Annotated in this window: 17 protein-coding genes and 2 tRNA genes; 7 read left to right on the forward strand and 12 right to left on the reverse strand. The window is 74.0% G+C overall.

From position 1 onward, the window contains the following. Nucleotides 1-873: 873 nt before the first annotated feature. Nucleotides 874-1,479 carry a hypothetical protein gene (locus J3P29_RS11905; protein WP_210493623.1) on the reverse strand — a complete coding sequence of 202 codons (606 nt, stop codon included), beginning with the start codon at nucleotides 1,477-1,479 and terminating at the stop codon, nucleotides 874-876. A 1,367-nt stretch (nucleotides 1,480-2,846) separates the two neighbouring features. Here J3P29_RS11905 and J3P29_RS11910 point away from each other — a divergent pair. Next, nucleotides 2,847-4,151 (forward strand): serine/threonine-protein kinase, encoded by a 1,305-nt coding sequence (locus J3P29_RS11910; RefSeq protein ID WP_210493624.1) that lies wholly within the window; start codon nucleotides 2,847-2,849, stop codon nucleotides 4,149-4,151. A gap of 124 nt (nucleotides 4,152-4,275) precedes the next feature. Here the strand turns inward: J3P29_RS11910 and J3P29_RS11915 are convergent, their stop codons facing one another. Next, complete coding sequence (locus tag J3P29_RS11915; RefSeq protein WP_210493626.1) at nucleotides 4,276-7,914, reverse strand: P-loop NTPase fold protein; 3,639 nt, start codon at nucleotides 7,912-7,914, stop codon at nucleotides 4,276-4,278. Between the two features lie 195 nt (nucleotides 7,915-8,109). On the opposite strand from J3P29_RS11915, the gene J3P29_RS11920 reads away from it, so the two are divergent. The 3 genes from J3P29_RS11920 to J3P29_RS11930 all read left to right on the forward strand — a co-directional run bounded on the left by J3P29_RS11920 (nucleotide 8,110) and on the right by J3P29_RS11930 (nucleotide 10,729). Then, a complete protein-coding gene (locus J3P29_RS11920) occupies nucleotides 8,110-8,907 on the forward strand; it encodes a sigma factor-like helix-turn-helix DNA-binding protein (RefSeq protein WP_210493627.1) in 798 nt (265 codons plus the stop codon). 628 nt (nucleotides 8,908-9,535) lie between these two features. Further along, nucleotides 9,536-9,820, forward strand: coding sequence for a hypothetical protein (locus J3P29_RS11925; protein WP_210493628.1), 285 nt, complete (start codon nucleotides 9,536-9,538; stop codon nucleotides 9,818-9,820). Nucleotides 9,821-9,955: 135 nt separating this feature from the next. Then, nucleotides 9,956-10,729, forward strand: coding sequence for a glycosyltransferase (locus tag J3P29_RS11930; RefSeq protein ID WP_210493629.1), 774 nt, complete (start codon nucleotides 9,956-9,958; stop codon nucleotides 10,727-10,729). On the opposite strand, the gene J3P29_RS11935 is transcribed toward J3P29_RS11930, so the two are convergent. From J3P29_RS11935 to J3P29_RS11955, 5 genes are all read right to left on the reverse strand, one after another. Continuing rightward, the gene (locus J3P29_RS11935; protein WP_210493631.1) at nucleotides 10,722-11,261 is read right to left on the reverse strand and encodes a phosphatase PAP2 family protein; all 540 of its coding nucleotides are present in this window, start codon (nucleotides 11,259-11,261) and stop codon (nucleotides 10,722-10,724) included. The two genes, J3P29_RS11930 and J3P29_RS11935, sit on opposite strands and share 8 nt — an antisense overlap. A gap of 239 nt (nucleotides 11,262-11,500) precedes the next feature. Next, the gene (locus tag J3P29_RS11940) at nucleotides 11,501-12,034 is read right to left on the reverse strand and encodes a hypothetical protein (RefSeq protein ID WP_210493632.1); all 534 of its coding nucleotides are present in this window, start codon (nucleotides 12,032-12,034) and stop codon (nucleotides 11,501-11,503) included. A gap of 154 nt (nucleotides 12,035-12,188) precedes the next feature. Next, nucleotides 12,189-12,467 carry a DUF3072 domain-containing protein gene (locus tag J3P29_RS11945; protein ID WP_210493633.1) on the reverse strand — a complete coding sequence of 93 codons (279 nt, stop codon included), beginning with the start codon at nucleotides 12,465-12,467 and terminating at the stop codon, nucleotides 12,189-12,191. Nucleotides 12,468-12,511: 44 nt separating this feature from the next. Then, a complete protein-coding gene (locus J3P29_RS11950; RefSeq protein ID WP_210493635.1) occupies nucleotides 12,512-12,697 on the reverse strand; it encodes a hypothetical protein in 186 nt (61 codons plus the stop codon). 59 nt (nucleotides 12,698-12,756) lie between these two features. Then, nucleotides 12,757-12,829, reverse strand: a tRNA-Glu gene (locus J3P29_RS11955). A 171-nt stretch (nucleotides 12,830-13,000) separates the two neighbouring features. Here J3P29_RS11955 and J3P29_RS11960 point away from each other — a divergent pair. Next, nucleotides 13,001-13,084, forward strand: a tRNA-Leu gene (locus J3P29_RS11960). 46 nt (nucleotides 13,085-13,130) lie between these two features. Here J3P29_RS11960 and J3P29_RS11965 read toward each other — a convergent pair. Then, nucleotides 13,131-15,149, reverse strand: a complete 2,019-nt coding sequence (locus J3P29_RS11965) for an alpha/beta hydrolase (RefSeq protein WP_210493636.1) — start codon at nucleotides 15,147-15,149, stop codon at nucleotides 13,131-13,133. Between the two features lie 205 nt (nucleotides 15,150-15,354). Here J3P29_RS11965 and J3P29_RS11970 point away from each other — a divergent pair, with 205 nt between their 5' ends. Then, nucleotides 15,355-15,939 (forward strand): general stress protein, encoded by a 585-nt coding sequence (locus J3P29_RS11970; protein WP_210493637.1) that lies wholly within the window; start codon nucleotides 15,355-15,357, stop codon nucleotides 15,937-15,939. 57 nt (nucleotides 15,940-15,996) lie between these two features. On the opposite strand, the gene J3P29_RS11975 is transcribed toward J3P29_RS11970, so the two are convergent. Both J3P29_RS11975 and J3P29_RS11980 read right to left on the reverse strand, forming a co-directional pair. Further along, the gene (locus J3P29_RS11975) at nucleotides 15,997-16,941 is read right to left on the reverse strand and encodes a hypothetical protein (protein WP_210493638.1); all 945 of its coding nucleotides are present in this window, start codon (nucleotides 16,939-16,941) and stop codon (nucleotides 15,997-15,999) included. Continuing rightward, a complete protein-coding gene (locus J3P29_RS11980; protein WP_210493639.1) occupies nucleotides 16,857-18,812 on the reverse strand; it encodes a collagen-binding domain-containing protein in 1,956 nt (651 codons plus the stop codon). Before J3P29_RS11980 ends, J3P29_RS11975 begins: the two co-directional genes overlap by 85 nt. Before the next feature lie 162 nt (nucleotides 18,813-18,974). Here J3P29_RS11980 and J3P29_RS11985 point away from each other — a divergent pair, with 162 nt between their 5' ends. Further along, the gene (locus J3P29_RS11985; protein WP_210493640.1) at nucleotides 18,975-20,249 is read left to right on the forward strand and encodes a hypothetical protein; all 1,275 of its coding nucleotides are present in this window, start codon (nucleotides 18,975-18,977) and stop codon (nucleotides 20,247-20,249) included. Between the two features lie 64 nt (nucleotides 20,250-20,313). Here J3P29_RS11985 and J3P29_RS11990 read toward each other — a convergent pair whose 3' ends face one another. Continuing rightward, nucleotides 20,314-22,458 (reverse strand): esterase-like activity of phytase family protein, encoded by a 2,145-nt coding sequence (locus J3P29_RS11990; protein WP_210493641.1) that lies wholly within the window; start codon nucleotides 22,456-22,458, stop codon nucleotides 20,314-20,316. A 215-nt stretch (nucleotides 22,459-22,673) separates the two neighbouring features. Beyond that, nucleotides 22,674-24,155 (reverse strand): HAD family acid phosphatase, encoded by a 1,482-nt coding sequence (locus J3P29_RS11995; RefSeq protein ID WP_210493643.1) that lies wholly within the window; start codon nucleotides 24,153-24,155, stop codon nucleotides 22,674-22,676. Between the last annotated feature and the right edge of the window lie 16 nt (nucleotides 24,156-24,171).

Here is a 24,171-nt window from a genome sequence, read left to right on the forward strand (position 1 = left end):
TGCAGGTGTCGTAGGCGTCTTCGGATTGAAGGCGACCTCGCCTACGAACACGAGCCGACAGTGCCCCGCGACTTCCGAACCGCTCCTGGTCACATCCCCCTCGGGGGCGAAATCCGGTTCGTCCCGCCACAACGCGGCGTCCGTCCGCTAACCGCACCGGACGTCGACGTGCGCGAAGACCGCATCAGCGTGACGTACTCGCCAATCGACGTCAGGCCTGAAGGGACGGTTCGGCTGCGGCCCATATGGGTGCTGCTCGACGAGGCGTCTCCCGCTCCGCTGACCGTGAGGCGGCAGGCAGCCGCATTGGACGCTAGCCAACGCCTATCCGGCGAACTAGAGGTCCCTGTCGGCGAAGCTCTTTGGACGGTCGAGGAGGCCATGGTCAAACGGCCACCTGCCTAGCTGCCGTGGCAGGACAGGCGTGAGCGGGGCGCCAGCGTTCGCGAACCCGTCGAGACACCGGCCGGCGGTCACGGACGGACGGGTTCGCCGCGCTTCTCCCGCGCTTGCGGCTTGCTGCGTCCCATGCGGCCTCTCCTCCACTCCCGCCGCCGGAGCCGACGAACACAAGTCCGACGCTGTCCCGACAGCGCAGGTCCCCGCAAGCGGTGACTTCCGAGTGCGTGTCGACGAGCCGTGTCGCTGAACCAGGTGCTGACGCCGTTGAGAACGTGCCGCAGAATCATCGTGATGAGTGTGCCCGCGCTGAACCAGGCCAATCCGGCAATGGGAGCGGGGCCGAAGTAGGTCCAGGGCTGCCCGGTGGAAATCGCGAACACGTTCCAACGCAGAGACCGCCGAAACCGCCAATGATCCCTGCTTCTGAAGCCATGGTCGATTGTGCGTCGAGCTGCGTCAGTGCATGCCGCTTTACGACGACTTCCATGCCTCCCGGAAGCACTTGACCTCGTCGTCGTTCATGAGCATCGGGGCGTACTGCATGCCGTGCCTCGATGCCTTCTTGATTTCACCGACGTTCCACGCGTCCGAGCCGTGGTTTACGTCACCGTCGTCTCCGAGCTTGCCGGAGTGCTTCACGAGGGCGTTCTCGAAGGAGTGAAGAAACGGCACACCCGCGAATGGTCCGCCGACTACGAGCCCCAAGACCAGGCCGCCGTTGCCAGCGACGAACAACAGCAGGCCGGAGAGAAGGGTGCACGCTGCGGCGCCGACGAACGAGAGATTCAAAGTCGCTCGCCATCCGGAGCGGTAGAGCCGAAGGTACTCGGCGTTGGGAAGCTGGTCGCCCTCGTGAAGGCACCGACCACCACGCAAGCTGCAAGGGCCGACACGAACCAACGTCCGGGACCGGCCGAACTTACCCACCGGGAAGCTGACGAGCGGGGGGCCTGCCACTTCGACGAGCACGTTCTCTCGACTCGCCTCTGCGACCTTCGCGTGCCCGAGTTCGTGCACCACCGTCGTGAGCAGCCAGGCCGCGAAGAAGCTCAAAGTGAGCACGAGTGCCTGCAACACGCGGCGCACCGTAGCGAGTGCGGTGCGCTGGGCGATGCTCGCTTACCGGAGCGACCACTCCGCCCGCTCATGGCGACGGCGGCGTCTCGGGGTTCGCCCGCGCGTGCAGCCAAGCGTCTACGGAGCTCTGCTCCCAGAAATGCCGCGCGCCGACTCTCCCAGCGGGCCGGGGTGTCAGATGCCACTGCCGGCGGTGGACGCCCGCGATGAGGGTGTTCGGCTTGATTCTGGCCGCCTGAGAAACGCGAGCAAAGTCGAGAAGCTGGCGAGAGAGCTCGTACGGTGCGCGCCTCGCGATAGCGCGGCCTTCCACGTGAGCTTCGACATCATGGACGAACCAGGCGTCACTAGGCCCGAGCCGGACAGCTGGCGACGGGGACGTGTCGGCTCTCGCTAGTCGCGCGGCGTCTGCCGTTGAGCTCCCCGTCATCAGCGCGATGCCCGTGACAGCTACCAGGCGGTACTGACCCGTCGCGCTGATGAGGTCCTCTAGATGTCGAGCACGCGCGTCGTCCACCGCCACCTCGCCGCGAGCGACTCGCAGCACGCCGGCCCAAGGCGGGCAGAGTGCCTTCTGAATCGCACCAAACGTCGGAAGGGGCGCCGTGTCGTGATGCTGCTCGTTGTGCCGTTTCGCCCAGGCGTCGAAGTCCGTCCCCGACCGCGAGACTTCGGTGGTCCCCGCCAACCAGAGACGCACGGCCGTCAGGTGGTCCTCCCGGGTACGTGCGCGCCGAGCGGGCCCGGCGCTGTGCCTGCTGCTCGACCGTTGCGGGGACCTGTCTGCCGCTAGCGGCGTCGCGAGCGAGCCGCCAGGTACCCCAGGCGCGAATGACCTGCTGGAGGCGCGTCGAGAGCCCCAACTCAGAAGCAGCATCCCTGTACTGGACGGTGGTGAGCTGCTCGTCGGGCCCGAGGCTCGCGTGCTCGGTGGCCCTGCGGACGTTCTCGACGGCTGCGGCTCGGTCGCGTAGCTGAACGCTTCCGCGCAGTTCCGGCTCCGGGGCGGGTTCGAGGTACTCGCCGAGCTGCTGCCAGACGAGGTACTGGTCCTTCCACGGGAGTGCGTAGAGCCGCGCATCACGTCGTCGCGCGCCCGCCGCGCGGGAACGCTCGACGCCTCATCCCCGCCCGGTCCGACTGACACCCGCACGGGTTCTGCGGGACCCAGCAAAGCCCTTCCTCGCCTCGCTAGGTCGGACCGGCGGCAGCGCGCCTAACGACATCGAGCGGCGCACAGTTCACTCGCGACGGCGGTCGGCCGTATCGAAACGGAGCCCTCAAATGTCCGTCTATGACTGGGGTTTCAGTCAGTGTCTCGTGTCCACTGGCAGCTACGCTGGCGCGGCGTGGCTACCAGACTTCATTTGCAAACCACCCTCGGCATTGGCGCCTATGGCGTGGTCTACGCCTGCCGACGAGTCGACACCCACGACGTCGTTGTCGAGGACGGCCTAGCCGCCAAGTTCCTCCGAAGAGATATGCTCGACGACGACGAAGCCGCCCGTCGGTTCCGGTCGGAGGCCCGGATGCTGAGCCGTCTGAAGCACCCGAACATCGTTCGGGTGGTGTCGAGCTCGCTGGACCGCGACCAGCCGCACTTCGTCATGCCGCAGGCCGACAGGAACCTCGCCTCCGAGCTCAATGACGGCGTGCGGACACGTGACTGGTACCTGGGCGTCTTCGGCGACGTGCTCTCAGCAGTGGCGTACGCCCACGAAGAGAACATCCTCCACCGGGACCTGAAACCCAACAACGTCCTGCTCGCCGACGGACGGGCTCTCGTAAGCGACTTCGGGATGGGCAAGAACATCGCCGCCGACGCAACGCAGTACTCGCCCACCGAGCACGGGGTCGGTACCGCGGCTTACGTCGCGCCCGAGATGCAGTACTCGACTGCCGACGGCGGGAAGCCGTCAGACGTCTACTCGTTGGGCAAGATGCTCTGGGAGCTCCTCGTCGGGCGCACTCCCCGCTTCGGCCCGCCAGACATGGAGTACGTCTCCGACCCGCTCCTCAGGCCGTTCATCGAACGTTGCTGCCACGAGGAGCCAACCCTGCGATTCAAAGATGCCGGCGACGCACACGAGGCCTGGCAAGTCCTCGTACGGGGCCTCGGGCCAACGCCAGCGCCACTCCAGGAAGCCAATGCCCTCGTGAAGAGGTGGGGCACCGCCCCCGACGAGGCCGCTCGTATCGGAGCGCTCCGCCGGCTTGATGCTCTCCTCGACCGTGAGAGGGCCGACGAGCAGCTGTATCTCGACCTCGTCCCGACGCTCGACCGCTCGCTCATCCACCAGTACGCAACCGTCATGCCCCGCGACTTCGCGCGGACCGTCGACCGGTACTTCGCCCGCACCGACGGTCGGTTGCCGTTCTCGTACTGCGACGACGTCGCCCGGTTCTGCACCGCGGCCTTCACCGCCGAGACTTCTGACGACGTCCGCATCGCCGCTCTGACGAAGCTGCTGAACGTCGGCGCCCACCATGAGCGGTACCCCGTCGGTGAGCAGTTTCGCGAGCTCATTTGGAGTCTCGCCGACGAGCACCTCATCGAGCTTGCGGCCCGTGTCATCAAGACCGAGCCCGCCGCCGACTGGTTCAACCACGGACGGCTCTGGAATCGCGCCGTGCCGGCACCGATTGAGAAGGCCTTCCGGGCCCGCCACTAGAGGTTCGGCCTGGTCGCCGGCCGATGTTCGCGTGCGGGATTTGCGCCGAGCGACGGCGTCAGTTCCGCACGCTGGGGCCTCGGCTCGCCGCCGTTCATTCGCGCGATTCTGGCGGCGCGCGACGTCAACTCCCCGGCCGCTTGCGCGACGTGAGGTCGCGTGCCTTCTGTTCGACGGTATCGCGGACTTTGCCCAACGGCGAGGTGCGACGTTCGAAGCACTTCTTGGGCAGCGTGACGTTGATTCCAGCCAAGGTGCGCTCGTCGCCGGCTTTCAGCTTGGGACCGCCCTCATCTACCGCGCGGGCGAACGTCGACTTCAAGGCCGTCGCGGACCGATGCTCGGTGCCGAGCTCTTCGAGGAGCGACACCGCGGTGCGAAGTCGTCCGACCTTCTTCTCTCCGACGAGCTCGATAGCGAGTTCGGCGACGGCTCTCTGAGCTGCGCTGGTGAGTGGCCGGAGAGCGCGTATATACCGGGCTATGGCGTTTCGCTCGGGGTCGTTGCCGGCCTGACGCAGGTCTTTGGCCATCAACGACACAAGCGCCACGTCGTCAGCGCCTTCGCCTACGACGACGGTCAGCCAGCGGGCGTCTGCCTCTGAGCTGTACAGGGCCTCGGCGAGGGACGTGCGCTCTTCGGAGGTCAGCCTCTGCGCGTAGTTCCGGACGGTTTCCAGACCACGCGGATTCGTGGTCGAAGCCATCAGTAGGCTCGCGACGTCCTCAGGCGGCGGGCGCAGTGTCAGCCAATCGCGTGCCGGCGTCAAGTCAGACCTGTTTCGCCACTCGGCCGGAAGTGCCAGCACACGGTCGACGGTCAGACCCGAGACGTCTAGGTCAATCCCGCCGCCGATGGCGACAGCCGCAAGACGAAGAAGGGCGAGCGTCAAGAGCTGCTGCGTTGGGGCCTCAGGCTCGTCGAAGCTGTCCCGCCAGGCGACGTACAGAGCGGCCGCGTCTATGGGCCGCAGGTCGCTCCCAAGGAGACGTAGACCGTTCATCGCGTTGCCGTTCGCGGAGACGCCGGCGGAGGCCGCTGTGATTCGAGCGCGTTCGATGTCCCGGAACATCACGACGTTGATTGCGTCGACCAGCTCGGGGTCGGGTGCGCGCACGAGTGTGCGCATGAACCCATGGCTCTCGACCTGTTCCTGCACCGTGTCCTCGGAAGTCCACCAAACGTTCGATGTGAGCGTGGCTGTCGCGGCCTCCACGATGGCTGTCAGGCGTGCCTCGCCGACGGCGTTCAGGAAGGGGACGAGAGCGGCGAGGGTCGTCTGCGCGTCGGCTGCAGCGGCCTCAGCACCGTACATTTCGAGCATTCGCTCCACGGGAAATCCAGCCCACCCAACGCCGCCGGGCTCGGTCGGGTCCAGGTAGCTAACCCACTCGCTCCAATGCTCTTGCGGCGCGTGCTGCAGCGCGAGCATCGCGTGGTCGTTCGCTCCGGACGGGGTTAGCAGAGGCCGTATCGTCGCCGCGTTCGCAAACGCCACGTCGTAGGTGAACCTCTGCATCAGCAGCTCCCTCTGGAGGCACACCGCGGTCCGTGGCTTCGCTCCCACACCCGCGATGAGGCTGGCAGCGAAGTCTTCGGTGTCTTCCCCGAGGCGCGCGCCGATGCTCTGTCGGACGTCTTGTCCATGGAGCAGTTCGAGGGCGTCGTCGTCGCCGAGGATCTCAAGCGCGTCAACGAGCGGGGTGGCGTCGCCGTCGTCAAGCGCCTCCGCAACACGGGTGTGGATACGCGCCGTGAGCGGGTCCGGCGTCATTCCCAAGAGGGCGGCGGCACGTGCCACGCTGGTGCGTGTCGCGAGCAGCTCGGGGTCGTCAGACAGCCTCGTGACCAGCTCCCTTGCAGCAGGACCTTCTGTCCGAAGCGCGAGGGGCAGCGCAAGAATCAACTGGTCCCCGGCGAGTGGACGCTCCTGTTCGTAGGCGGCTATCGCGGCAAGGGCAGCGTCACCGTCGCGGCCGAGAGGGCCATCGACGAGCCCGACAACGCCGAGGAGCGCTGTCACCACGTTGTTTCGTTCTTCGCCGAACTCCCCCTCGCTCATGTCTGCCAGCACCCGGACGACTTGACGTCGCTCCTTGTCAGAACGGCCGTGCATCGCTTCGACGACCCGCGCGGGTGACTCGGGTGCGTCGCTCTCGATGAGTTCGCCCAACGCCCCGTCCTCAAGCCCTACGGCAAGCCCGGCCGCCTCCAAGTACAGGAGGCGTCGGCCTGGCGAGGGAACGTCGGCGGTTCGTTCGAGGTAGCGGCGCAGCAGTGCGTGCTGCGTGCGGGCCAGCGCCCTCGCATCGCCGTCCCCGAATGACGCAGCGCCCGGCGAATGCAACGGGGCGTCCGTTGGCTCGGCTGCGGCAGCGTCCTTGGCCGCCCCCGAGTCACTGGCATCGAGGAACGCTCCTGACGCGTGCGTACCCCCGTGACGCCTGATGAGTGCCGTGACACGGGGCGAGAGACCCGGCGGCGCCGCCACGAGGTACTCCGGGAGCCGGGGCTCCTGCTGCAAGTCCGCCGCCAGCGCCGGGAACTCGGTCTGGAGGGCGGTCAGCTTCGCGAGCTCCAACGCGTGTTCGAGCCATTCGATGCCTCGACCTTCAGCCACGCGTACGTTCGTGGCGTACGCGTTGAGGAGCACCTTGACGCGCCGTGGGCTCCTGACGTGCGAAGGCACCAGGACGTACATCACGCGGTCGAGGAGCCGGTGGGGCTCCTGCGCAGCGCGAAGGTCCTTCCACAGGCCCCCGCGGTTCAGGACGAGGGCCCGGGCGAACCCCGTAAGTCGACGCCCGCGCAGGGGCGGGAGCGGCATCTGGTGCTGGAAAATCTTGTCGAAGAAGGAGCTCGCCGAGCTGTAATACGGTGCATCGGGGTCGTAGGGCGCACTCTGCGGCAACGCGTCCAAGGCGCTCTCCAGGACCTCTCGGTCGGCGGCGACGATGAAGACGCAGTTGTCGTTTCCCAGAAACGTCTTGATGCCCGTCAGCGTCGCCACGACGTCATCCGGTGAGCACCTATCGAGCTCGTCGATAAAAAAGACGAGGCGGTCTCTGCCGCGGTCCTCTCTGGCCTGCTTGACGAGCTTGTCGAACGTCTTCGAGAATTGCTCCTCGGCGCTCGGCTGTGACTGCTCCACCTCAGTTGTGATTCCGTCAGCAACCAGCTTGGCCCCCGCGACCAAGACGGCGACGCCGCCGGTCGAAACCAGGAAACCGGGGAGGCTCTGAGCGACCTGGCCGAGGAAGTTCTCGTCGGTCAGTACGGACGCCGACCCAACCAACGCGCTGAACAAGACGACAAGCGCGACGAACACCACACCGAAGACCCAGAGGGGCGCTAGGCGGTGAGCCCAGTTCGTGTCGCTGTCTGCGGCGAAGGACAGCTCGGTCCCGCGGCGTTTCTCGTAGAGGCCGCGGTGGAAGTCCCGGTTCGCTCGAACCGACTCCTCAAACCCGAGGCTGGTCGCGGCGAACGAAATGAAGTTGCGCTGCAACGACTCGCCGCCGTACTTCCAGGCGTCATACCGCACGAGCTCGACCGACTTCCTCGGGTCGCGCTCTCGCACCGCCCGGCGCAGAAGCTCGTAGATGCTCGACTTCCCCGACCCCCAGCGACCGAAGAGCGCGACGTTCAGCGGACGCTCGCCTTCGAGCACGAGGTCGGCGAGGGTGCTTGCGATTGCCGCGTGGTTGAACGCGTCCTGGTCAGTCGACCGGAGCGCCTGGTCGGGAATCAGGTCGTCGCTCAACAGACGGCCCGCCTCGTTTCCCGCGGGCGCTCGACGGACGCCTCTGGGCTTGGACTTCGGTGGCTCGTCTGGCACCGCCGCAGTATCTACGCCGGGTAGGACGTTCTGCGGTTGTTGCGGGAGAGCATCCCTCGAAGGTCGCCGCGACCAGCCATGGTCCGGTTCTCGGAGCTCGTTGCTCCTACGTTCGCGCGTATGAGCGGCCGTGGCATCCGGGACCTGCTCGCCCAGTACGCGGCCCTCGACGGAGGGCAGCGGGCTCTCGTCCGAGAGGTCGTCTGCTGCGGCGCCCCCGTGTCACCGGACGTGCCGCGCCGTCGCGCGGACCCGACGGTTGACCCCGATGCGACCGGCCGTCTCGTCCGCCGAGTGGGCGGCGTCTGGCGCTACAGCGACAAGACGCTCTCGCGGCTTCTTTTCGACGCGATGCGGGACATCGGCCACCCGCCCACCGTGGCGGAGTTCGATGCGTGGAGAGCCGACGCACTTGCGCGCGCCGAAACCGAGGGCGTCGTCGACTTCCACCTGCCGAGCACCGCGCCGTACCGCCGGCGGTGGGGTAGCTGGCTCGCAGCGCTCGCGCACCACGGAGCCGAGGGCACGGCCGTCCAGGATTCGGCGGACGCGTTCGTTTGGCGGCGCGCTGGTCCCGACCCCGACGTTGGGCTGCAGTCCGACCTGCGTATCGCGGAACTCGCGCGACGCGTCCTCGACGAGGGCCTGCCCCTCTCGGATGAACTCGTCACGGTCCTGGTGACTGCGTGGGAACAGCTACCCCGTCGGAGCCGCTTCATCCTGACGGACCGCCTGGAGCTCCTGGGGCCGCACTCGACGTACAAGGTGCTTGGCGCGACGCTCGGCATCAGCGGACGACGTGCGCACCAGGTGCATCGAGAGGCGTTCATGCGCCTCTGCCGCGATGTCCTCGGGCTGCGCTCCGAGGAGGACGCTCAGCGTGCGCCGGTCCAGACCCTCCGACTCCTCGCGCGCTGAACGGCGCCCATCCCATACACGACACGGGGGCGCTCCTGACGGGCGCACACCCCTCCCGTCCGCGTGCGTCGGCGGAGACGGCTACATCCTCGCGGCGTTCGACGGTGCCGAATGGGCGCCCGTTACGTCCGATGCGAACGACGGCCAGGGAAGTTGCGCGCACGTAGACGCCCCGGCCAAGGTCGCACTGGACTTCCAGTTGTGCCGGCCCGCCGTCGCGCCGGCGAAGACGACCATCACGTGCTGGGCGTACAGCAAGAAGGGGAAGGCCCTACGGCGGGTGCACTCCAAGCCCCGGAACTGCCTCACGTTCGCCGCCGAACAGTCCCTGGCCGAAGCCTCGGACCTGCGTCGGCTCAGGTGGAAGAACTGGGGAAAGACCGTCGCCACCGCCACCGGCAGGTCCCGAGCCATCCACGCCGAGCGCAGCTCCAGCGGTAAGTAATACTTCCCCCAGACGCACGTGACCGTCCGTGCCTCAGACCCCTCCGAGTACAACGGCCGCCGCTACTACCGGACGCTCAAGCTCAAGACGAAGTACGGACGCGGCACAGCTGAACTCTCCGGGCCAACGGACTAGCAAGCTCGCCTCAACCACGGGCTTGGGCGGACGCCGTATGCTCCGCGCATGGCCGTACCCCCGTTCGGAAACTTCTACGTCGATGACAGCGAACTCTACGCAGAGGTCCTCCCCACTAAGGGCGCTTCCGGTTGGCACGGGAAGGTCGCCGCCGAGGACGTGCCCAAGTGGAACGCGGTCGACGACCACGACGGAAGACTCGTCGTCGGAGAAGTGAACGAGCCCTTCCCCGTTCCCTCACCGAACTGGTCCGTCACGGTAGAGAACGGACTGCTCATCGACGCGCCCCAAGACTTTGTCGGGGTGGACTACGTCGACATTGCCGAGCAATAGAACGGAGCCACCGCGACTGGTCGTCCGACACGGCCACAGAAAGGAACCAGGGGTAAGGAACCAGCGCACCGGTGGGCCGGGGCGCGCAGCTACGGGCGGCGCGGCAACCGGGCCACGTACGCGGCGGACGAGGCGTTGGCGACCGTCCTGCTCCGTCGGCCCGTCACGGCGTGCCGCGCCGACGTCCTGGGCCTGCCGCCCCAGCGGGTGCGCGCCGCGCGGGCGCAGCGGCGGGTCCGCGCGGGTGCCGTCGTCGGCGTCAGCCCGCACGTCGTCCCCCGGCCCCGGGACTGGCCGGAGCGGGCGGTCCTGACCGGGTGGTGGTGGGACGCCCCGCCCGCCGCGGGGCCGCCGCCCCTGGACCCCACGCTCGAGGCGTTCCTGGCCGCCGGGCCGCCGCCCGTGCTCGTCGGGCTGGGATCGATGCCCGTCCGCGACCCCGCCGCCACGACGCGCGTCCTCGTCGCGGCGGCCCGCGACGTGGGGGTGCGCCTGGTGCTGCAGCGCGGCTGGGCCGGACTGGGCGCCAACGTGGAGGACGGCCCGGACGTGCACGTGGCCGGCGACGTGCCGCACGACGCGCTGCTGCCCCGGGTGCGCGCGGTGGTGCACCACGGCGGCGCCGGCACGACGGGCCGCGGCCTGCGGCACGGCCGCCCCACGCTCGTCCTGCCGGTGCTCGCCGACCAGTTCTTCTGGGGGCACCGCCTGGCCGCGCTGGGGGTCGGCCCGCCCGCGCTCCCGCTCGCGCGGCTGCGGCGCGACGCGCTGGCGCGCCGCCTGCGCCGGCTGGTCGGCGATCCGTCCCACGGGGAGCGGGCTCGCGCGGTCGCCGCCCGCCTGGCGACCGAGGACGGCGCCGCCGCCGCGGCCGACCGCGTCGCGGCCTGGGCCGACCGGCTCAGCTGACGGCGGCGGCGTCGCCGCCGCGGGCGCGGACCGGCGGCCGGCGGCGGTCCCAGGCGGCCACGGCCATCGTGGCCGCGGTCACCCAGATGCCGGCGCAGAGGTAGCCGCCCGCGACGTCCGTCGGGTAGTGGCTGCCGGTGACGACCATGCCGATCCCGACGGCGAGGGCGCCGACCGCGCCGGCCAGGGCGACCGGTCCCCGCCACCGTCGCGGGGCGAGCAGCACGGCGAGGAGCGCCGCCGTCATCGCCGCGGTCGAGTGCCCGGACGGCCACGCGGCGTCGCCGATCAGCCGGCCGGCGGGCACGCCCGGGCGCGGCGCGGCGAGGAGCTGCTTGAGCGCCTGGGCGCACAGCTCGCTGCCGAGCATGGTCACGGGGACGGCGAGCGCCCAGCGCGGGCGTCGGCGCGCCACCGCGACGAGCACGAGCGCCACGCAGAGCAGGGCGTACGAGGCCGGCTCGCCCAGCCGCGTCACGGCGAGCCAGGCGCCGCCGTCCGGGGCGGGGTCCAGCGCGCCGAGCGCCCGCATCGCGCGGTCGTCGAGGACGTCGCCCGCGTGGCTCGGCCGCAGGAGCAGGCCGAGGGCGAGGAACCCCGCCAGGAGGGCGGCGAGGACGACGCCGAGCCGGCGGGGCGGTCCCCCGGACGCGTGGGCGCCGGCGTCGACCGGGGCCCCGGTCGCCTCGTCGGCGACCGCGTCCCCGCGAACGCCGGCGTGCGCCCCCGCGGCGCGGCGGGGGCGGGGACGCCCGGGTGCGGCGGGGTCCCTCAGGCGGAGGTCTCCGTGGCCGGCTGGACCTTCGCCCCCTTCGGCGGCTTCATCCCGAGCAGCTTATAGGCGCGCACGTTGTCCTTCGCGGCGTCCGCGAACTCCTCCAGCGCGTCCTCGAGGCGCTTCTGGTCCTCGGGCGACGCCTGCGCCTCGCCGTTGTTCGGCGTGCGGGCGAGGACCTCGGCCATCGTGCGCAGCGTCTCCTGCAGCGTCGTGATCGACGAGATCATCAGCGTGCGGGCCTTGCGGCCCTTCGCCGTCGAGGCGCGCTCCTTGCGGATGCCCTTGCGGTAGTCGGTCAGGACGCCGTTGACCTGCTCGACGAACGTCGCGTAGTCGGCGGCGAAGGTAGGGCTGTCCTGCGCCGGCTCCTCGATCTTCTTCAGCGCCTTGTCGGACGCGCGGTCCTGCTTCTTGATGGCGGCGCGCAGCGTGGCGTCGCTCGCGCCGGCGGGCGCGACGGTGGTGCCGCCGACGGCCAGGGCGGCGAGCAGCGCCACGACGAGGCGAGCGAGACGGGGACGTGACATGGACGTTCTCCTGTGGTGGGACGGGGTGTGGCGCCGGCCCGTGCCGAGCGCCGGGGCGCCGAACCCGCGGCCCGGCGCCACCCCCCACGTCCCCGATCGCGTCGCGCGTAAACGACGCCGCGACGAACGTCCAGGCGAGCGCCTGGCCGCCGGCTCAGCCCCCGGCCGGCTGACCGCCGCGCCCCGTCTTGTCCTGCAGCTCGTCGATGAGCTTCGAGGCGTCGGCCTTCGTCAGGTTCTCCGGCACCTCGACGCCGGCCTCCTGCGCGAGCGTCGACACGTACGAGAGCTGCGGGCCGGTCGCCGGCTCGCCGCCGGTCGCCCACTGGTCGGGATCCTTCTCGGGGGTGCGCTGCGGCGCCTGGTCCGTGGGCCCCTGCTCGGGGCCGGGGGCGCCGGTCGGGTCCTGGGCGTCGGGCGTGGACTGCGTCATGCCGTCCGGGTACCCCACCCCCCGCGCGGGCAACCGCCGGCGGCTCAGAGCACGAGCGCGATCAGCCCCATCACGACGAGCGCGCCGCCCACGACCTTCGGCGCCACCTGCGGCTGCTCGTGACGGCCCCCCGTCCGCCCCCAGCGCACCCGCCGCGACCAGCCCGCGAAGCCGAGGCCGTCCGCGAGCAGCAGCAGGCCGACGACGATGAGGATCACGGGGACGACCACGCCGGCAGCGTAGCGCTCCCGGAACGACGAAAGCCCCGCAGCTGCGGGGCTTTCAGAGGTACCGCTACGGGGATTCGAACCCCGGTTTCCGCCGTGAGAGGGCGGCGTCCTAGTCCCCTAGACGATAGCGGCTCGGGGGTCGCGCCTGACTGCTGCGCGGTACGGAGTTATAGCAGGCCCCTCGCGCGGCGCGTCGTCCCCCTCCCCCGTCCCGGACGACCGTCCGACCGACGGGGACCGCACCGCGCGCCGGAACGCGCTGCGCTATTGTCCTCGCTCGCGGCAGAGGCCGCGAGACGCCGCGCGGATGTGGCGGAATTGGTAGACGCGCACGGTTCAGGTCCGTGTGGTGGTGACACCGTGGAGGTTCGAGTCCTCTCATCCGCATCCTGCACGAAGGCCCCGCTCCGGCGGGGCCTTCGTCGTTCCGGGGTCAGGGCGCCGGCAGCTCCAGCGTCGCGCCGCCGACGCGCGCCGTGGCCGTCGGCCGGCCGACGTTCCACGCCACGCGCACGCGCACGGGGCGGCCGCCGGGCACGCGGACGGTGAGGGCTCCCCGCACCGCGCCGGAGGCCGGCTCCCACGTGCCGGTGCCGTCGACCGGGGCGTCCGCGACCAGGCGGGCGCCGTCGAACGTCAGGCGCACGCGCTCCTCCCCCGCCGCCCGCACGGTGCCGCCGCGCAGGGCCGGGGTGGACGCCGCGCCCTCGGAGTAGCGGTAGCGGACGGTCGCGTCCCCCAGCACGCCGGCGGCGACCGTCGCCGCGCGGCGGGCCGTCTCGTCCCCGGTCCCCGTCGCCGGCGCGACGTCGGCGAACCGCCGCGGGTACGCGCCGGGCGTGTGGATCGGCTCGGTCGCGGGGGCGCACGAGGCGTCCAGGCGCTCGAGGGCGTCGGGCCGGCGGACGAACGCCCGCACCAGGCGCGCGGCGCACGCGGCGGCCGACGGCGTGACGTCGTTGCCCAGCGCCGGGACGTGGACCCCGTTGTGGACGGGGACGACCCGGTGACGGACGGCGACGCGCGCGGCGAACGCCTGCGCGTCGGCGACCGGCGTCAGCGAGTCGAGGTCGCCGCCGAGGACGAGCAGCGGCACGTCGGCCGGGAGCGGCACGTCCGGCGTGCCGACGACCGGGTCGCGGCGCACGGGCGCGGGCCAGGAGAGGCAGCCGTCGAACGGCTGGGAGTAGCCGCTGATCGCCGTCCACTCGCCGACGGCGAACGGGGCGAAGCGCGCGTCGCCGGCGGCGGCCTTCGCCGCGGCGAGCTGACGGCGCCGCTGCGCCGGGGTCGCCCGCATGTCGAAGAGCTGCGGGTAGTCGGTGCACGCCGTCGCCCAGTACAGGCCGTACGAGAAGTAGCTGGCGGGCACGGCGCCGTGGTCGTAGGCGCGCGCCTGGACGGCCAGGCGCAGCAGCGGCGCGGCGTCACCGGCCAGCGCGGCGCGGACGGCGGCGTCGAGCTCGCGCAGGATGAGCGCGTCCGAGCCGGCGTCCTGCATCAGGTCGGCGAGCTGGCGCGGCCCGACGGTCGCCCGCACGCGCGTGCCGTCGGCGGCGCGCGTCGTGCCGCGCAGCGGCGCGGTGCGCGTCCGGGCGACGAGGGCGGCGAGCCGGGCGGACGCGGTCCCGCCGCCGGCCGCGTCGGTGCAGGCGACGCTGCGGGCGCACACGCGGTCGAGCGCCGTCAGGCCGCTGGTGACCGAGGAGGCGTAGAACGGGTCCAGGTCGCGCACCGGGTAGGCCGAGTCGAGCACGACGGAGTGCAGGCGCTCGCGGTGGCGCGAGACGAACGACTGCACGAAGAACGTGCCGTACGAGTCGCCGTACAGGTCGATCGACCGGCGGCGCAGGTGGCCCAGCACGGCGTCCAGGTCGTCGGTGGCGAGCTTCGTGGAGAACAGGTCCGAGGCGTGCAGGCGGCCGCCGCGCCCGTCCGGGTACGCGCGGTTCAGCGCGCGGCCGCAGCGGGCGACGCGGCGGGCGAACGCCGATCCGGACTGGCGGCCGCCGGCGCCCTGCAGGGCGCGGCAGTCGATCAGGCCCGAGCTGCCGGTGCCGCGCATGTCGACCAGGAGCAGGTCGCGGCGACGCAGCAGCGGGCCGTACATCGCGCGGTACTCGGCGCTCGTGCCGGTCGCCGGGTAGCCGGGGCCGCCCTCCATCGCCACGAGCGTCGGGTGCCCGGCCGCGCCCTTCGCGGCGGGGTACCAGCGGAAGCCCACCGGGATCGTCGCGCCCCGCGGACGCGACGGGTCGAGCGGCCGGCGCAGCGTGCCGCACCATCCCGCCGGGTCGGCGTGGCAGCGGTGCAGGGTGGCGGCGCCGACGCGCAGGCGGTCGGGGGCGGCCGACGCCGCGGCCGGGGCGAGCGCCCCGGCGAGCAGGGCGAGCAGCACGGCGAGGAGCGCGGCCCCCGGGCGGGAGCGAACGGTTGGTCGATGCGTGGACACGTGCCCATCCTGCTCGCTCGCGTGGGCGCCGCGCCAGGGGGCAGGGCGTCGGCCCCTCCGGCCGGCGGGACGACGCAGCGTCCCCCCGTGCCGGCAGCACCGCGGCAACCGGTCGGTCGTGCGGTTGCGGGCGTCGGCGACGCGAGTACGGTCGAGGGACAGGTGACCGCTCGGCCACCGTCGTCCCGCCCCGAGGAGCACCGACGTGTCCACCGATCAGGACCCCACCGATCCCACCGCCCCCGCCGGCCGGTCGCCGACCGCCGGCGACGGCGCCGGACCGCCCGCGGGCGACGCCGGCCGCCCGGCCGCCCCGCCGGATGCCGGCGGACCGCCGGCCGCGCCGGGCGGACGCACCACCGTCGGCACGTACGACGACTACGCCGACGCCGTCCGGGCCGTCGACTGGCTGTCCGACGAGGGCTTCCCCGTCGAGCGCGCGGCGATCGTCGGCACCGGCCTGCGGACGGTGGAGCAGATCACGGGCCGCGTCACGACCGGGGGCGCCGCCGGCCAGGGTGCGGCGCAGGGCGCCGTCATCGGCCTGGTCTTCGCGCTGCTCTTCGGCATCTTCTTCACCGGACCCGGCTTCCTGGGCCTGCTCCTGTACGCCGTGCTGCTGGCGGCGCTGCTCGGCGCCGCGCTCGCGGCGATCGCCCACGCGGCCACCGGCGGGACCCGCGACTTCGGGTCGGTCGGGGGGATGACCGCCGAGCGCTACGAGGTGGTCGTGGACCACGACGTCGCGGCGCGCGCGACGGAGCTGCTCTCGCGCGCGCCCGCGCGCTGACGCCGACCGCGACCGCCACGCGGCCGGGGTGGCGGCGCGCCGCCACCCCGGGGGGGGTCAGCGGCGCCGCAGCGTCACGACGGTCGTGGTGCGGCGCCCGGCGGCGTCGCGCACCACCACGCGCACCCGGCGCACGCGCTGGCGGCGCAGCGCGGCGGCGACCTTCGCCGGCAGCCGCACGCGCACCGTGCCGCGCGCGCCGGTCACGCGGAAGCGGGTCCGCGCGAGCAGCGCCTTGGCGCGCAGGGTGCGCCCGCCGACGCGGACCTCCCGGTCGGCGCGCACCTCGACGGTCCCGGAGCAGCCGGTCGCGCAGCCGATCGCCAGCGCGACCCGGGTGCCACGGAGCGTCGCCGTGCGCGTGGCCGCGGCGCGGGGCACGACGGTCGTCCCGGACGGGGTGGCGGCCGGCCCCGGGGTCGTCGGACCGTCGCCCACCGTGATGCTCGGGGCGGCCGGGGGATCGGCCGGGGCCTGCTGCACGCGCAGCCCGGCGCTGGCGCTCAGCACCGCCGCCCCGTCCTGCGGCGTGCTCGTCGTGGCGGCCGCGGTGTTGACCAGGTCCGACGCCGCGCCGCCGTCCGTCAGGCGGTCGCCGAGGCACAGCAGGTACAGCGTGCCGCCCAGGACCCGGTCGGTCGGGTTGTCGATCGCGAACTTGCGCGTCTTGATCTGCGGCTCGTCGCCGACGGGCAGCAGGCCGTAGTCGAGCCGCCACCCGGCCACGACGCCCTTCTCCTGCGCGCCGCACTCCAGGCCCAGGTCGGCGACCTGCTGGCCCGGCTGCAGCGTGACGTCGCGCTGCACGACGCGCCACGCCAGCTGGGTGGTGGTGCCGTCCTTCGGCGCCGTCCGGACGGCGACGCAGCGCACGCCGACGGTCACCGTGGTGGCGTCCTGGTCGACGCGCAGGCCGATCACGCGGCGCGTGGTGCCGTCGGGGACGGACGAGACGATGCGCGCGCGGCCGGGCGGCACGTCGACGCTGGCGCCGACGGGCACGCGGCCCGTGCCGCAGTCGAAGGCGACGTCGTAGGGCTGCGGGCGCGCGTCGAGGACGGCCGTCTTCGTGACGGGGTCGCCGGCGAGGACGTCGCGGCCGGTCGTGGTCCGCAGCGGCAGGCAGGCGGCGTGCAGGCGGCCCTGGGCGCGGCCGGCGCCGCGGTTGACGATCGGTTGACGATCGTCGCCTCGTACGTGCCGTTGTCGATGCGCTCGCGCAGGACGTGCACGACGCTGCGGTCGGGCGCGCCGCTGTGGTCGACGTCGACGATGCGGACGGACCCGTCGGCGAGGAGCGCCGACGATCCGCAGCTGAGCGTCGCGGTGCGCTGCTCGCCGGGGTCGAGCGTCCAGTCCGTCTGGGCGTCGAAGGGGACGATCTGGTCCTCGCGCTCGGCGGCGCCGGTCAGCAGGCCGGCGGTGCCGCGGACCACGAAGGTGCGCGCCGCGCCCGGCGCCAGCGTGCCCGCGACGCAGCGGACGACCTGCCCGTCGACGGTGCAGCCCTCCCCGCGCACGTCCGTGAGGCCGACCGGCACCAGATCGGAGACGACGACGTCCTCGGCGGGCGCCGAGCCGGCGTTGCGCGCGGTCACCGTGAACGCGACGCTCGTGCCGGGAACGGCGAGCGGGGCGTCGACCGTCTTGGTCACGCGCAGGGACGCCGCCGGCGGGTCGGCCGGGGTGGTCGGGACCGTGGGGGTGGTCGGCGTCGTCGTGGTAGCCGGCGGCACCGTGGTCGTCGGCGCGGTCGTGGTGGTCGGCGGGACCGTGGTCGTCGGCGCGGTCGTGGTGGTCGGCGGGACCGTCGTCGTCGGCGCCGTCGTGGTGGTCGGCGGGACCGTGGTCGTCGGCGTCGTCGTGGTGGTCGGCGCGACCGTCGTGGTCGTGCCCGCGCCGCCGTCGCCCGCGCCCGCGGGCAGGCAGCCGGCGAACAGGTTCAGGTGCGTCTCGCGCTGCGAGGCGAAGCTCTTCGCGACGACCTGGCCCAGGTTGTGGCCGACGTTGTCGGTGACGGTGACGTCGGCGTTCGGGGCCACGATCGTGCCGCCGAAGGCGCCGCGGATCCGCAGGGTGACGGACGTGGCGTCCGGGAGGTTCCAGAGCGTGCGGACGTTCCGCTCGTGCGTGCCGTCCGAGGCCTGCACCACGCCGCCGCCGCTCGTCAGGTAGTCGACCTCGCCGTCGATCGGCACGGCGCCGGCGCCGACGACGGTGATGAGCGCCGTGCTGCCCTCGGGGGTGCGCAGGTGGATGCCCTCGAGGCGCACGAGCTGGTCCGGGGTGACGGTGAAGACGTTCGTTCCCGGATCGGTGCCCGTCAGGTCGAGGAAGCGCTTGAAGCCGTCGACCAGGCGGATCGTCGTCGTGCCGGTCGCAGGCATCCGGGCCCAGGCGGCGGAGCGCGCGACCAGGTCGGGGAAGGCAGCTGCGACGTCGAGCGGCGAGCTGGCCAGGCGCTTGGCGCCCGCGCCGCCGTTCAGGTTCAGGCCGCCGCGCAGGTCGCGCACGTAGGCGCTGCCGCGGTTGACGTTGAACGACCCGCCGGCGCCGCCGACGACGAGCGTCGGCTGGGTGCCCGGGATGCCCCGGGATCCCTCCCCCATCGCGATCGTCATCCACTGCGCGTCCAGGTCGCCGCCGTACGCGACGGCGCCCTCGGACTCGGAGGAGCCGCGGCGCCCGTCGCCGCGGACGAACTCGGTCCAGCCGGTGGCGGCCCCGAGCGGGCTGGGGGTGCACGCGGCGGCGGCCGCGGCGTTCGTGGGCCGCGCCGACCACGTCGTCGCGGTCACCGCGCCGATCGCCACGAGCAGCGCGACGACGACGAGGGCTGGGAGCCGCAGGACGCGGCGGAGGGCGGAGGGCATGCGAGACCGGCGATCGGAGGCGTGGATGCTCCGTCAGCTTCGACGATCGCGGCCCCGCCGGAGTGGCGGTTGCACACACGTTGGACCGTTCGTCCAGCCGCGAGGGTCCGCCGCGGTCCCGCCCGCGCCGGCCGCGGGCGGCGCCCCTGCGATGATCGGCGGGTGTCCCCCGCCCCCGACGACGACGCCTCGGCCGGCTACGGCGCCCGGCGTGGGTGGCGGGCGCCCAAGGGCGGCCGCGGTCGTGGCGGCCGGCGGCGGGGCGCCGAGCCGCGCCGTCCGCCCGCCGACGACGACGCGCCGCCGCCCGATCCGGCGAGCGTCGCGGGACGGCTGGCCCGCGCGCTCGATCTCGACCGCGCCCAGGCCCGCGCGCTGGCGGACGCGGACCTGCCGGCCCCCGGCGCGCCCGATCTGCTGCCCCGGTCCCTGGCGGCCCTGGGCCGCCTGCTGGCCCGCGCCCGGCACGAGCTGGCGGAGGCCCGCGAGCAGGCCGACGTGGCGGCGGTGCGCCGCGCGCGCGACGCCGAGCGGGGTCGCGAGGGCGTCCGCCGCGCCCAGGAGCGCGCCGCCCGCGCCGAGGCGAAGGCCGCGCGCGAGCAGGGCGAGCGGCAGCGGCTGGCCGGCGAGCTGGAGCGCGCCCACGCCCGGCTGACGCAGGTCGCGGCCGAGCGCGACCGGCTGCGCCAGCTGCGCACCGGCGACGCGGCCGCCGGCGCCCCCGGCGAGGCGCGCGACGACGCCGCCGAGGCGGGGCTGCGGGCCCGCGTCGCCGACCTGGAGCGGCAGCTGGACGAGCGTGCGCTGGTCGTCGAGGAGCTGACGGACGCGCGGGAGGCCGCCGAGCGCGAGCGCGAGCGCCTGCGGGCGTCGGCGCGCAGGCTGCGACGGATCGCCGTCGAGGCGGGCGCGTCCGACGTCGACCTGGTGGACCCCGAGGACGCCGCGCCGCTGCGCGTGGACGAGCTGCCCGCCGTGCGGACGGTGCTCGAGGCCGTCGAGCTCGCCGCCGCGCACGCGGAGCACCTCGTCTACACCGAGCGCGCGTTCTCCACGGCGCGGACGGCGCCCTACGACGAGCCGCGGAAGCTCCTGCGCGACCTCGTGGCGCTCGACCGCGTCGCCGCCGCGTGGGACGAGCCGGGCGGGATCGGCCGACCGATCCGGGACGTGGCGCTGGAGCAGCAGCTCGACTGGGCCGACGACGTCTCCGTCACCGCCCGCGCGCAGAACGGGCGCGAGTACCAGTTCGCCCACCGGGGTCGCCCGCTGTGGGCGGGCCCGCACGTGCGCGTGGCGACGGGCCGCGGCCTGCAGCGCACGTGCCGCGTCTACCTGGCCCTGGTCAAGGGCACGGAGCCCGACCTGGCGGGCCTGCCCCGCGGGATCTACGTCGGCCCCGTCGGCCGGCACCTGAGCGACTCGACCAGCGGCTGACGGCGCCACGGCCCCGCGGGGGGGGACGCGGGCGGCCGCCGGCGCCGGCGGCCGACCACGCCGGCTACCGCGCGCGCAGCGGCACCCGCGCGCCGCGCAGCACGAGGGCGTAGCGCCCCGCGGTGACCGCGCGCGAGGGGCGCAGCGCGACGCGCCCGGTGCGCGAGACGGTGCCGCGCGCCAGGGTGCGGCCGCCGGCCGTGGTCAGGCGCACCCGCGCCCCCGCGGCGCCGCGCACGACGCAGCGCACCCGGCGACCGCCCGAGCGCACGCGGCAGGACACGGCCACCCGGCCGGCCCGCCCGCGGGCGCCGCGAGCGCCCTGCGGGCCGCGGGGGCCCTTCGCGCCCTGCGGGCCGCGCGCGCCGGCGTCGCCCTTCGTCCCGTGGGGCCCGGCCGGGCCGGCGACCGCGGCCGGCACGGGCACGACGACGTCGCTGTCGGCGTCCGTCCGGCCCCGCAGCCCGCCAGGCGCGAGGCCGATCGCCGTCACCCGGCACGAGAGCGGTCGACCGACGTCCGCGGCGGTGACGGCGTGCGTGATTCCCGTCGCGCCCTCGAACGGGCGGCCGCCGCGCAGCCACTGGCGGACGACCTCGTCGGCACCGGTCGCCGTGCCGTCCGTGCAGGTCAGGGTGCCGCCCACGACGGCCTCGCCCGTGATCCGCGGGGCCGCCGTGAAGACCGGCGCGAACGAGACGCGCCACAGGTCCGTGGACTTGCCGCTCGCCGCCACCTTGAACGGCGAGCCGGCGGGCGCGCCGACGGCGGGGTCGTCGCCCTGGTCAAAGCCGAAGTCGTTGTCGTTCTGGATCGCCAGATCGCCGTTCGGCAGCACGCCGATGCCCTCGGGCTTGTCGTGGTCGTAGCCGAGCGTCGTCAGGTCGACGACGAGCGTCTTGGTCACGGGCGTGACGCCCGCGGCGTTCGCCCCCTCGAGCGTCGGCGCCTCGCCGTTCTCGGTGGCGTCCCCCGCCAGGTTCGTCGCCCCGGCCAGGTCGATGGCGTAGATCCGCTTGACGCCCGCGCCGGGCACCGACGTGACGTTGTCGTGCTCGTCGACGAGCAGGTGCGTGTCGTCCAGCGCGGTGATGTCCGAGTTGGAGACGTCGCCCTGCTTCGTGATGCCGTCCTTCGCCACAAAGGGATCCAGGCGGTAGGCGAACTCGCCGGTCAGGACCGGGGCGTCGGGGGTCGTGACGTCGAAGCGCACCAGGCGCAGCGTGCGCTCGTCGCCCTTGCCGGCGGGCGTCTCGAGCGACGACTGCATCAGCCCGAAGAGCGTCCGCCCGTCCTTCGACAGCGTCGCGCCCTCCATGCCGCGGTTCTGCTTGCGGTAGGCGAACGCGCGCGGCAGCACGCGGTTGGTGCGGACGACCGCGTCGTCGGCGGCGGGGAACTTCGCCGGGTCGTCCGCGTCGGCGGCGACGGCCACGCCCGCCGGGACGATGCGGCTCAGGTACGTGCCGTCCGCGGCGACGTGCGCCAGGGTCGGGCGGTACTCGTCGCCGATCCAGAACGAGCCGTCCCGCGGGTCGACGGCGATCGTCTCGGAGTCCAGGCCGTACGGATCGGACGGCAGCGCGGTGGTGCCGTCGGCGGCGTAGGGCACCTCGTCGCGGGCGTTCTTGCGGTCGTACTTGCCGGCGTCGGCGGGCAGGCCGCTCGCCTGGCCCTGCGCCTTCGTGACGATCTGCGGCAGGCCCGTGATCTGGCCCCGCGGCCCGGCGACGATGCCCTTGGCCGGGTCGGCGTGCGCCGCGAGCCACGCCTGCGCCGGGTCGACCGCGCCGGCGGGCAGGCGGATGGGGATGCGGCGCAGGACGCGCAGCGTGCCGTCGTCCTCGACCCGCACGCGGTAGATCGTCGGCGTGAACCCGGGCGTCAGGAACGTGCGGCGCTTCTCGGTCGTGACCGGCGTGGCGCCCGGCGCGCTGGTCGTGACGGTCGGCTGGCCGTTGGGGCCGCGGTCCGAGATCGTCCAGTACTCGTCGTCGTCGATCGCCGCGAAGGCCGAGAAGCCGCCCTCCACGATCGCCGGCGCGAAGGCGTCCCCGCCGAGCAGCGGCTGGGCGCCGAGCCAGGCGGCGGGCCCGCCGGCGACGACGTGCGGGACGGCCGCCGGCGCGGCGGCGGGCAGGACGGCGAGGACGCACGGGGCGAGCAGGCCGGCCGCCAGGGCGGCGCGGCGTGAGCGGGTTCGGGGCATGGGACCTCCGGTCGGCGGAGCCGGGCGGCGCCCGGCGGATGACCGGCCGATCCTCGGGCCCGGCGGGCGTCCGCCGGTCACCGCCGTGTTGCCGTGGTGTGGCCGTTCGGTGAACGGTGGCGCCGCGCCGCCGACCGGTCGCCGCGCCGCTCGGTCCCGCCGGCCGGCGCCGGACGCGCCGCCGCGGCCGCCGGGTCCGCGCCCGCAGGCCCCGGCTAGTAGAAGGGGTTCGGCAGCTTGAACGCGCGCTCGGCGACGCCGCCGTCGATGTCCGTCTGCTGGTCGCCGACGTTGAGGATGATCCGGTAGCCCGCGGCCTCGACCTTGCGGCGCTCGGCGGTCTTGTGGACGTCCTTCGCGCTCGTCAGGTCGTTCTTGAACGTCAGGCCGTCCCAGGCGTCGTAGCCCACGCGCCGCAGGTTCCCCTCGGTCGACGGCCGGATGATTCCCGGGCGGGCGGTGATGAAGATGACGGCCACGCCGCGGCGGCGCGCCTCGCGGTACAGGTCGAAGATCGGCGGCATCGCGGTCCCCTGCCCGAAGACCGAGACGGCGGCGTACCCCAGGTCGCCGCCCTCGGGGTCGCCGAACGTCCCCAGGTAGTTCGACAGCGCGGTCTCGTCGATGTCGAGCACGATCGCCGGGCGGGACGGCACGGCGGCGCAGGACGCGGCCGTCGGCGGCGTGGCGGGGAGCGCCGGGCCGGCGGCCGGGGCGGCGGGCGTGGCGGGCGGTGCGCCCGGGGCGGCCGCGGCGCCGCGGCCGGCCGCCGTCGTCGCACGGACCGCCACCGTGCCGAGCGGCCCCGCCGGCAGCGCCCGCAGGCCGAGCGCGCGCCGCAGCGCGGCGGCCCCCGCGGCGGTCAGGCGCACGCGCGTGGCGGGGACGCGGACCAGGCCGGCGCCGCGGTCGGCGACCGCGCCGCGCGCCGTGCCGGTCGCCAGCAGCACGGTGCGGCCACCGATCCGGGCCTGCAGCGCGACGGCGCGGCCGCGGACGCCGACGGTCAGGCCGCCGAGCGTGGCGCGCCGGTCGCCGGTCCGCAGGCGCAGCGTGCGGGCGTGCGTCACGGTGGCGGCGCCGCCGCGCCAGCCGGCCGCGCGGACGGGGAGCAGCGCACCGCGGGCGTCGGTCGTCGCCGGGGCCCGCGTGGACAGCCGCAGGCCGGCGGCGCGCAGGCGTCGCCCGACCGCGCCGCGGCGCGTCAGCCGCAGGGTGGTGCCCCCGACCCAGGCGGGCGCGGCGGCCGCCCCGCCGCCGCCGGCGACCCGCGGCGCGGCGGCGCGGGAGGCCGCCGGCGCGACGGGCGCCGGGAACGGCAGCCCGGCGGCGCGGCAGGCCTCGCGGTCCGCGGCGATCTGGTCGGTCCGGGCGACGAGCCAGTCGCGGGCGGGGACCGTGGCGGCGACGACGTCCTGCAGGTAGCGGCCGGAGTCGACGTAGGCCTGCAGGTCGGCGGGGGGCCAGTCGGTCGCGCGCGGGACCGCCGCGCGCGGCGCGGCGGACGCCGTCGCCGGCGCGGCCGGCGCGCCGGCGGGCGCGGGGGCGGTGGCGCCGGCGGGCGCGGGCGCGGTGGCGGCGGCGGGCGCGGGCGCGGTGGCGGCGGCGGGCGCGGGCGCGGCGGCGGTCAGCGCGACCACGGCGGTCGCGGCGGCGAGCAGCGAGCGGGCGGCGGAGGACGGGCGGTCGGGCGTCATGGGTCTCGGGGCGGGA

Source organism: Patulibacter sp. SYSU D01012 (assembly GCF_017916475.1).
Taxonomy (GTDB): Bacteria; Actinomycetota; Thermoleophilia; order Solirubrobacterales; family Solirubrobacteraceae; genus Patulibacter.

Coding starts and splice junctions, on each gene's coding strand:
- J3P29_RS11920 (WP_210493627.1), top strand. CDS start 8,110: ATGAGCGGCCGTGGCATCCGGGACCTGCTCGCCCAGTACGCGGCCCTC.
- J3P29_RS11925 (WP_210493628.1), top strand. CDS start 9,536: ATGGCCGTACCCCCGTTCGGAAACTTCTACGTCGATGACAGCGAACTC.
- J3P29_RS11935 (WP_210493631.1), bottom strand. CDS start 11,261: ATGCGGGCGCTCGGCGCGCTGGACCCCGCCCCGGACGGCGGCGCCTGG.
- J3P29_RS11940 (WP_210493632.1), bottom strand. CDS start 12,034: ATGTCACGTCCCCGTCTCGCTCGCCTCGTCGTGGCGCTGCTCGCCGCC.
- J3P29_RS11945 (WP_210493633.1), bottom strand. CDS start 12,467: ATGACGCAGTCCACGCCCGACGCCCAGGACCCGACCGGCGCCCCCGGC.
- J3P29_RS11980 (WP_210493639.1), bottom strand. CDS start 18,812: ATGCCCTCCGCCCTCCGCCGCGTCCTGCGGCTCCCAGCCCTCGTCGTC.
- J3P29_RS11990 (WP_210493641.1), bottom strand. CDS start 22,458: ATGCCCCGAACCCGCTCACGCCGCGCCGCCCTGGCGGCCGGCCTGCTC.
- J3P29_RS11995 (WP_210493643.1), bottom strand. CDS start 24,155: ATGACGCCCGACCGCCCGTCCTCCGCCGCCCGCTCGCTGCTCGCCGCC.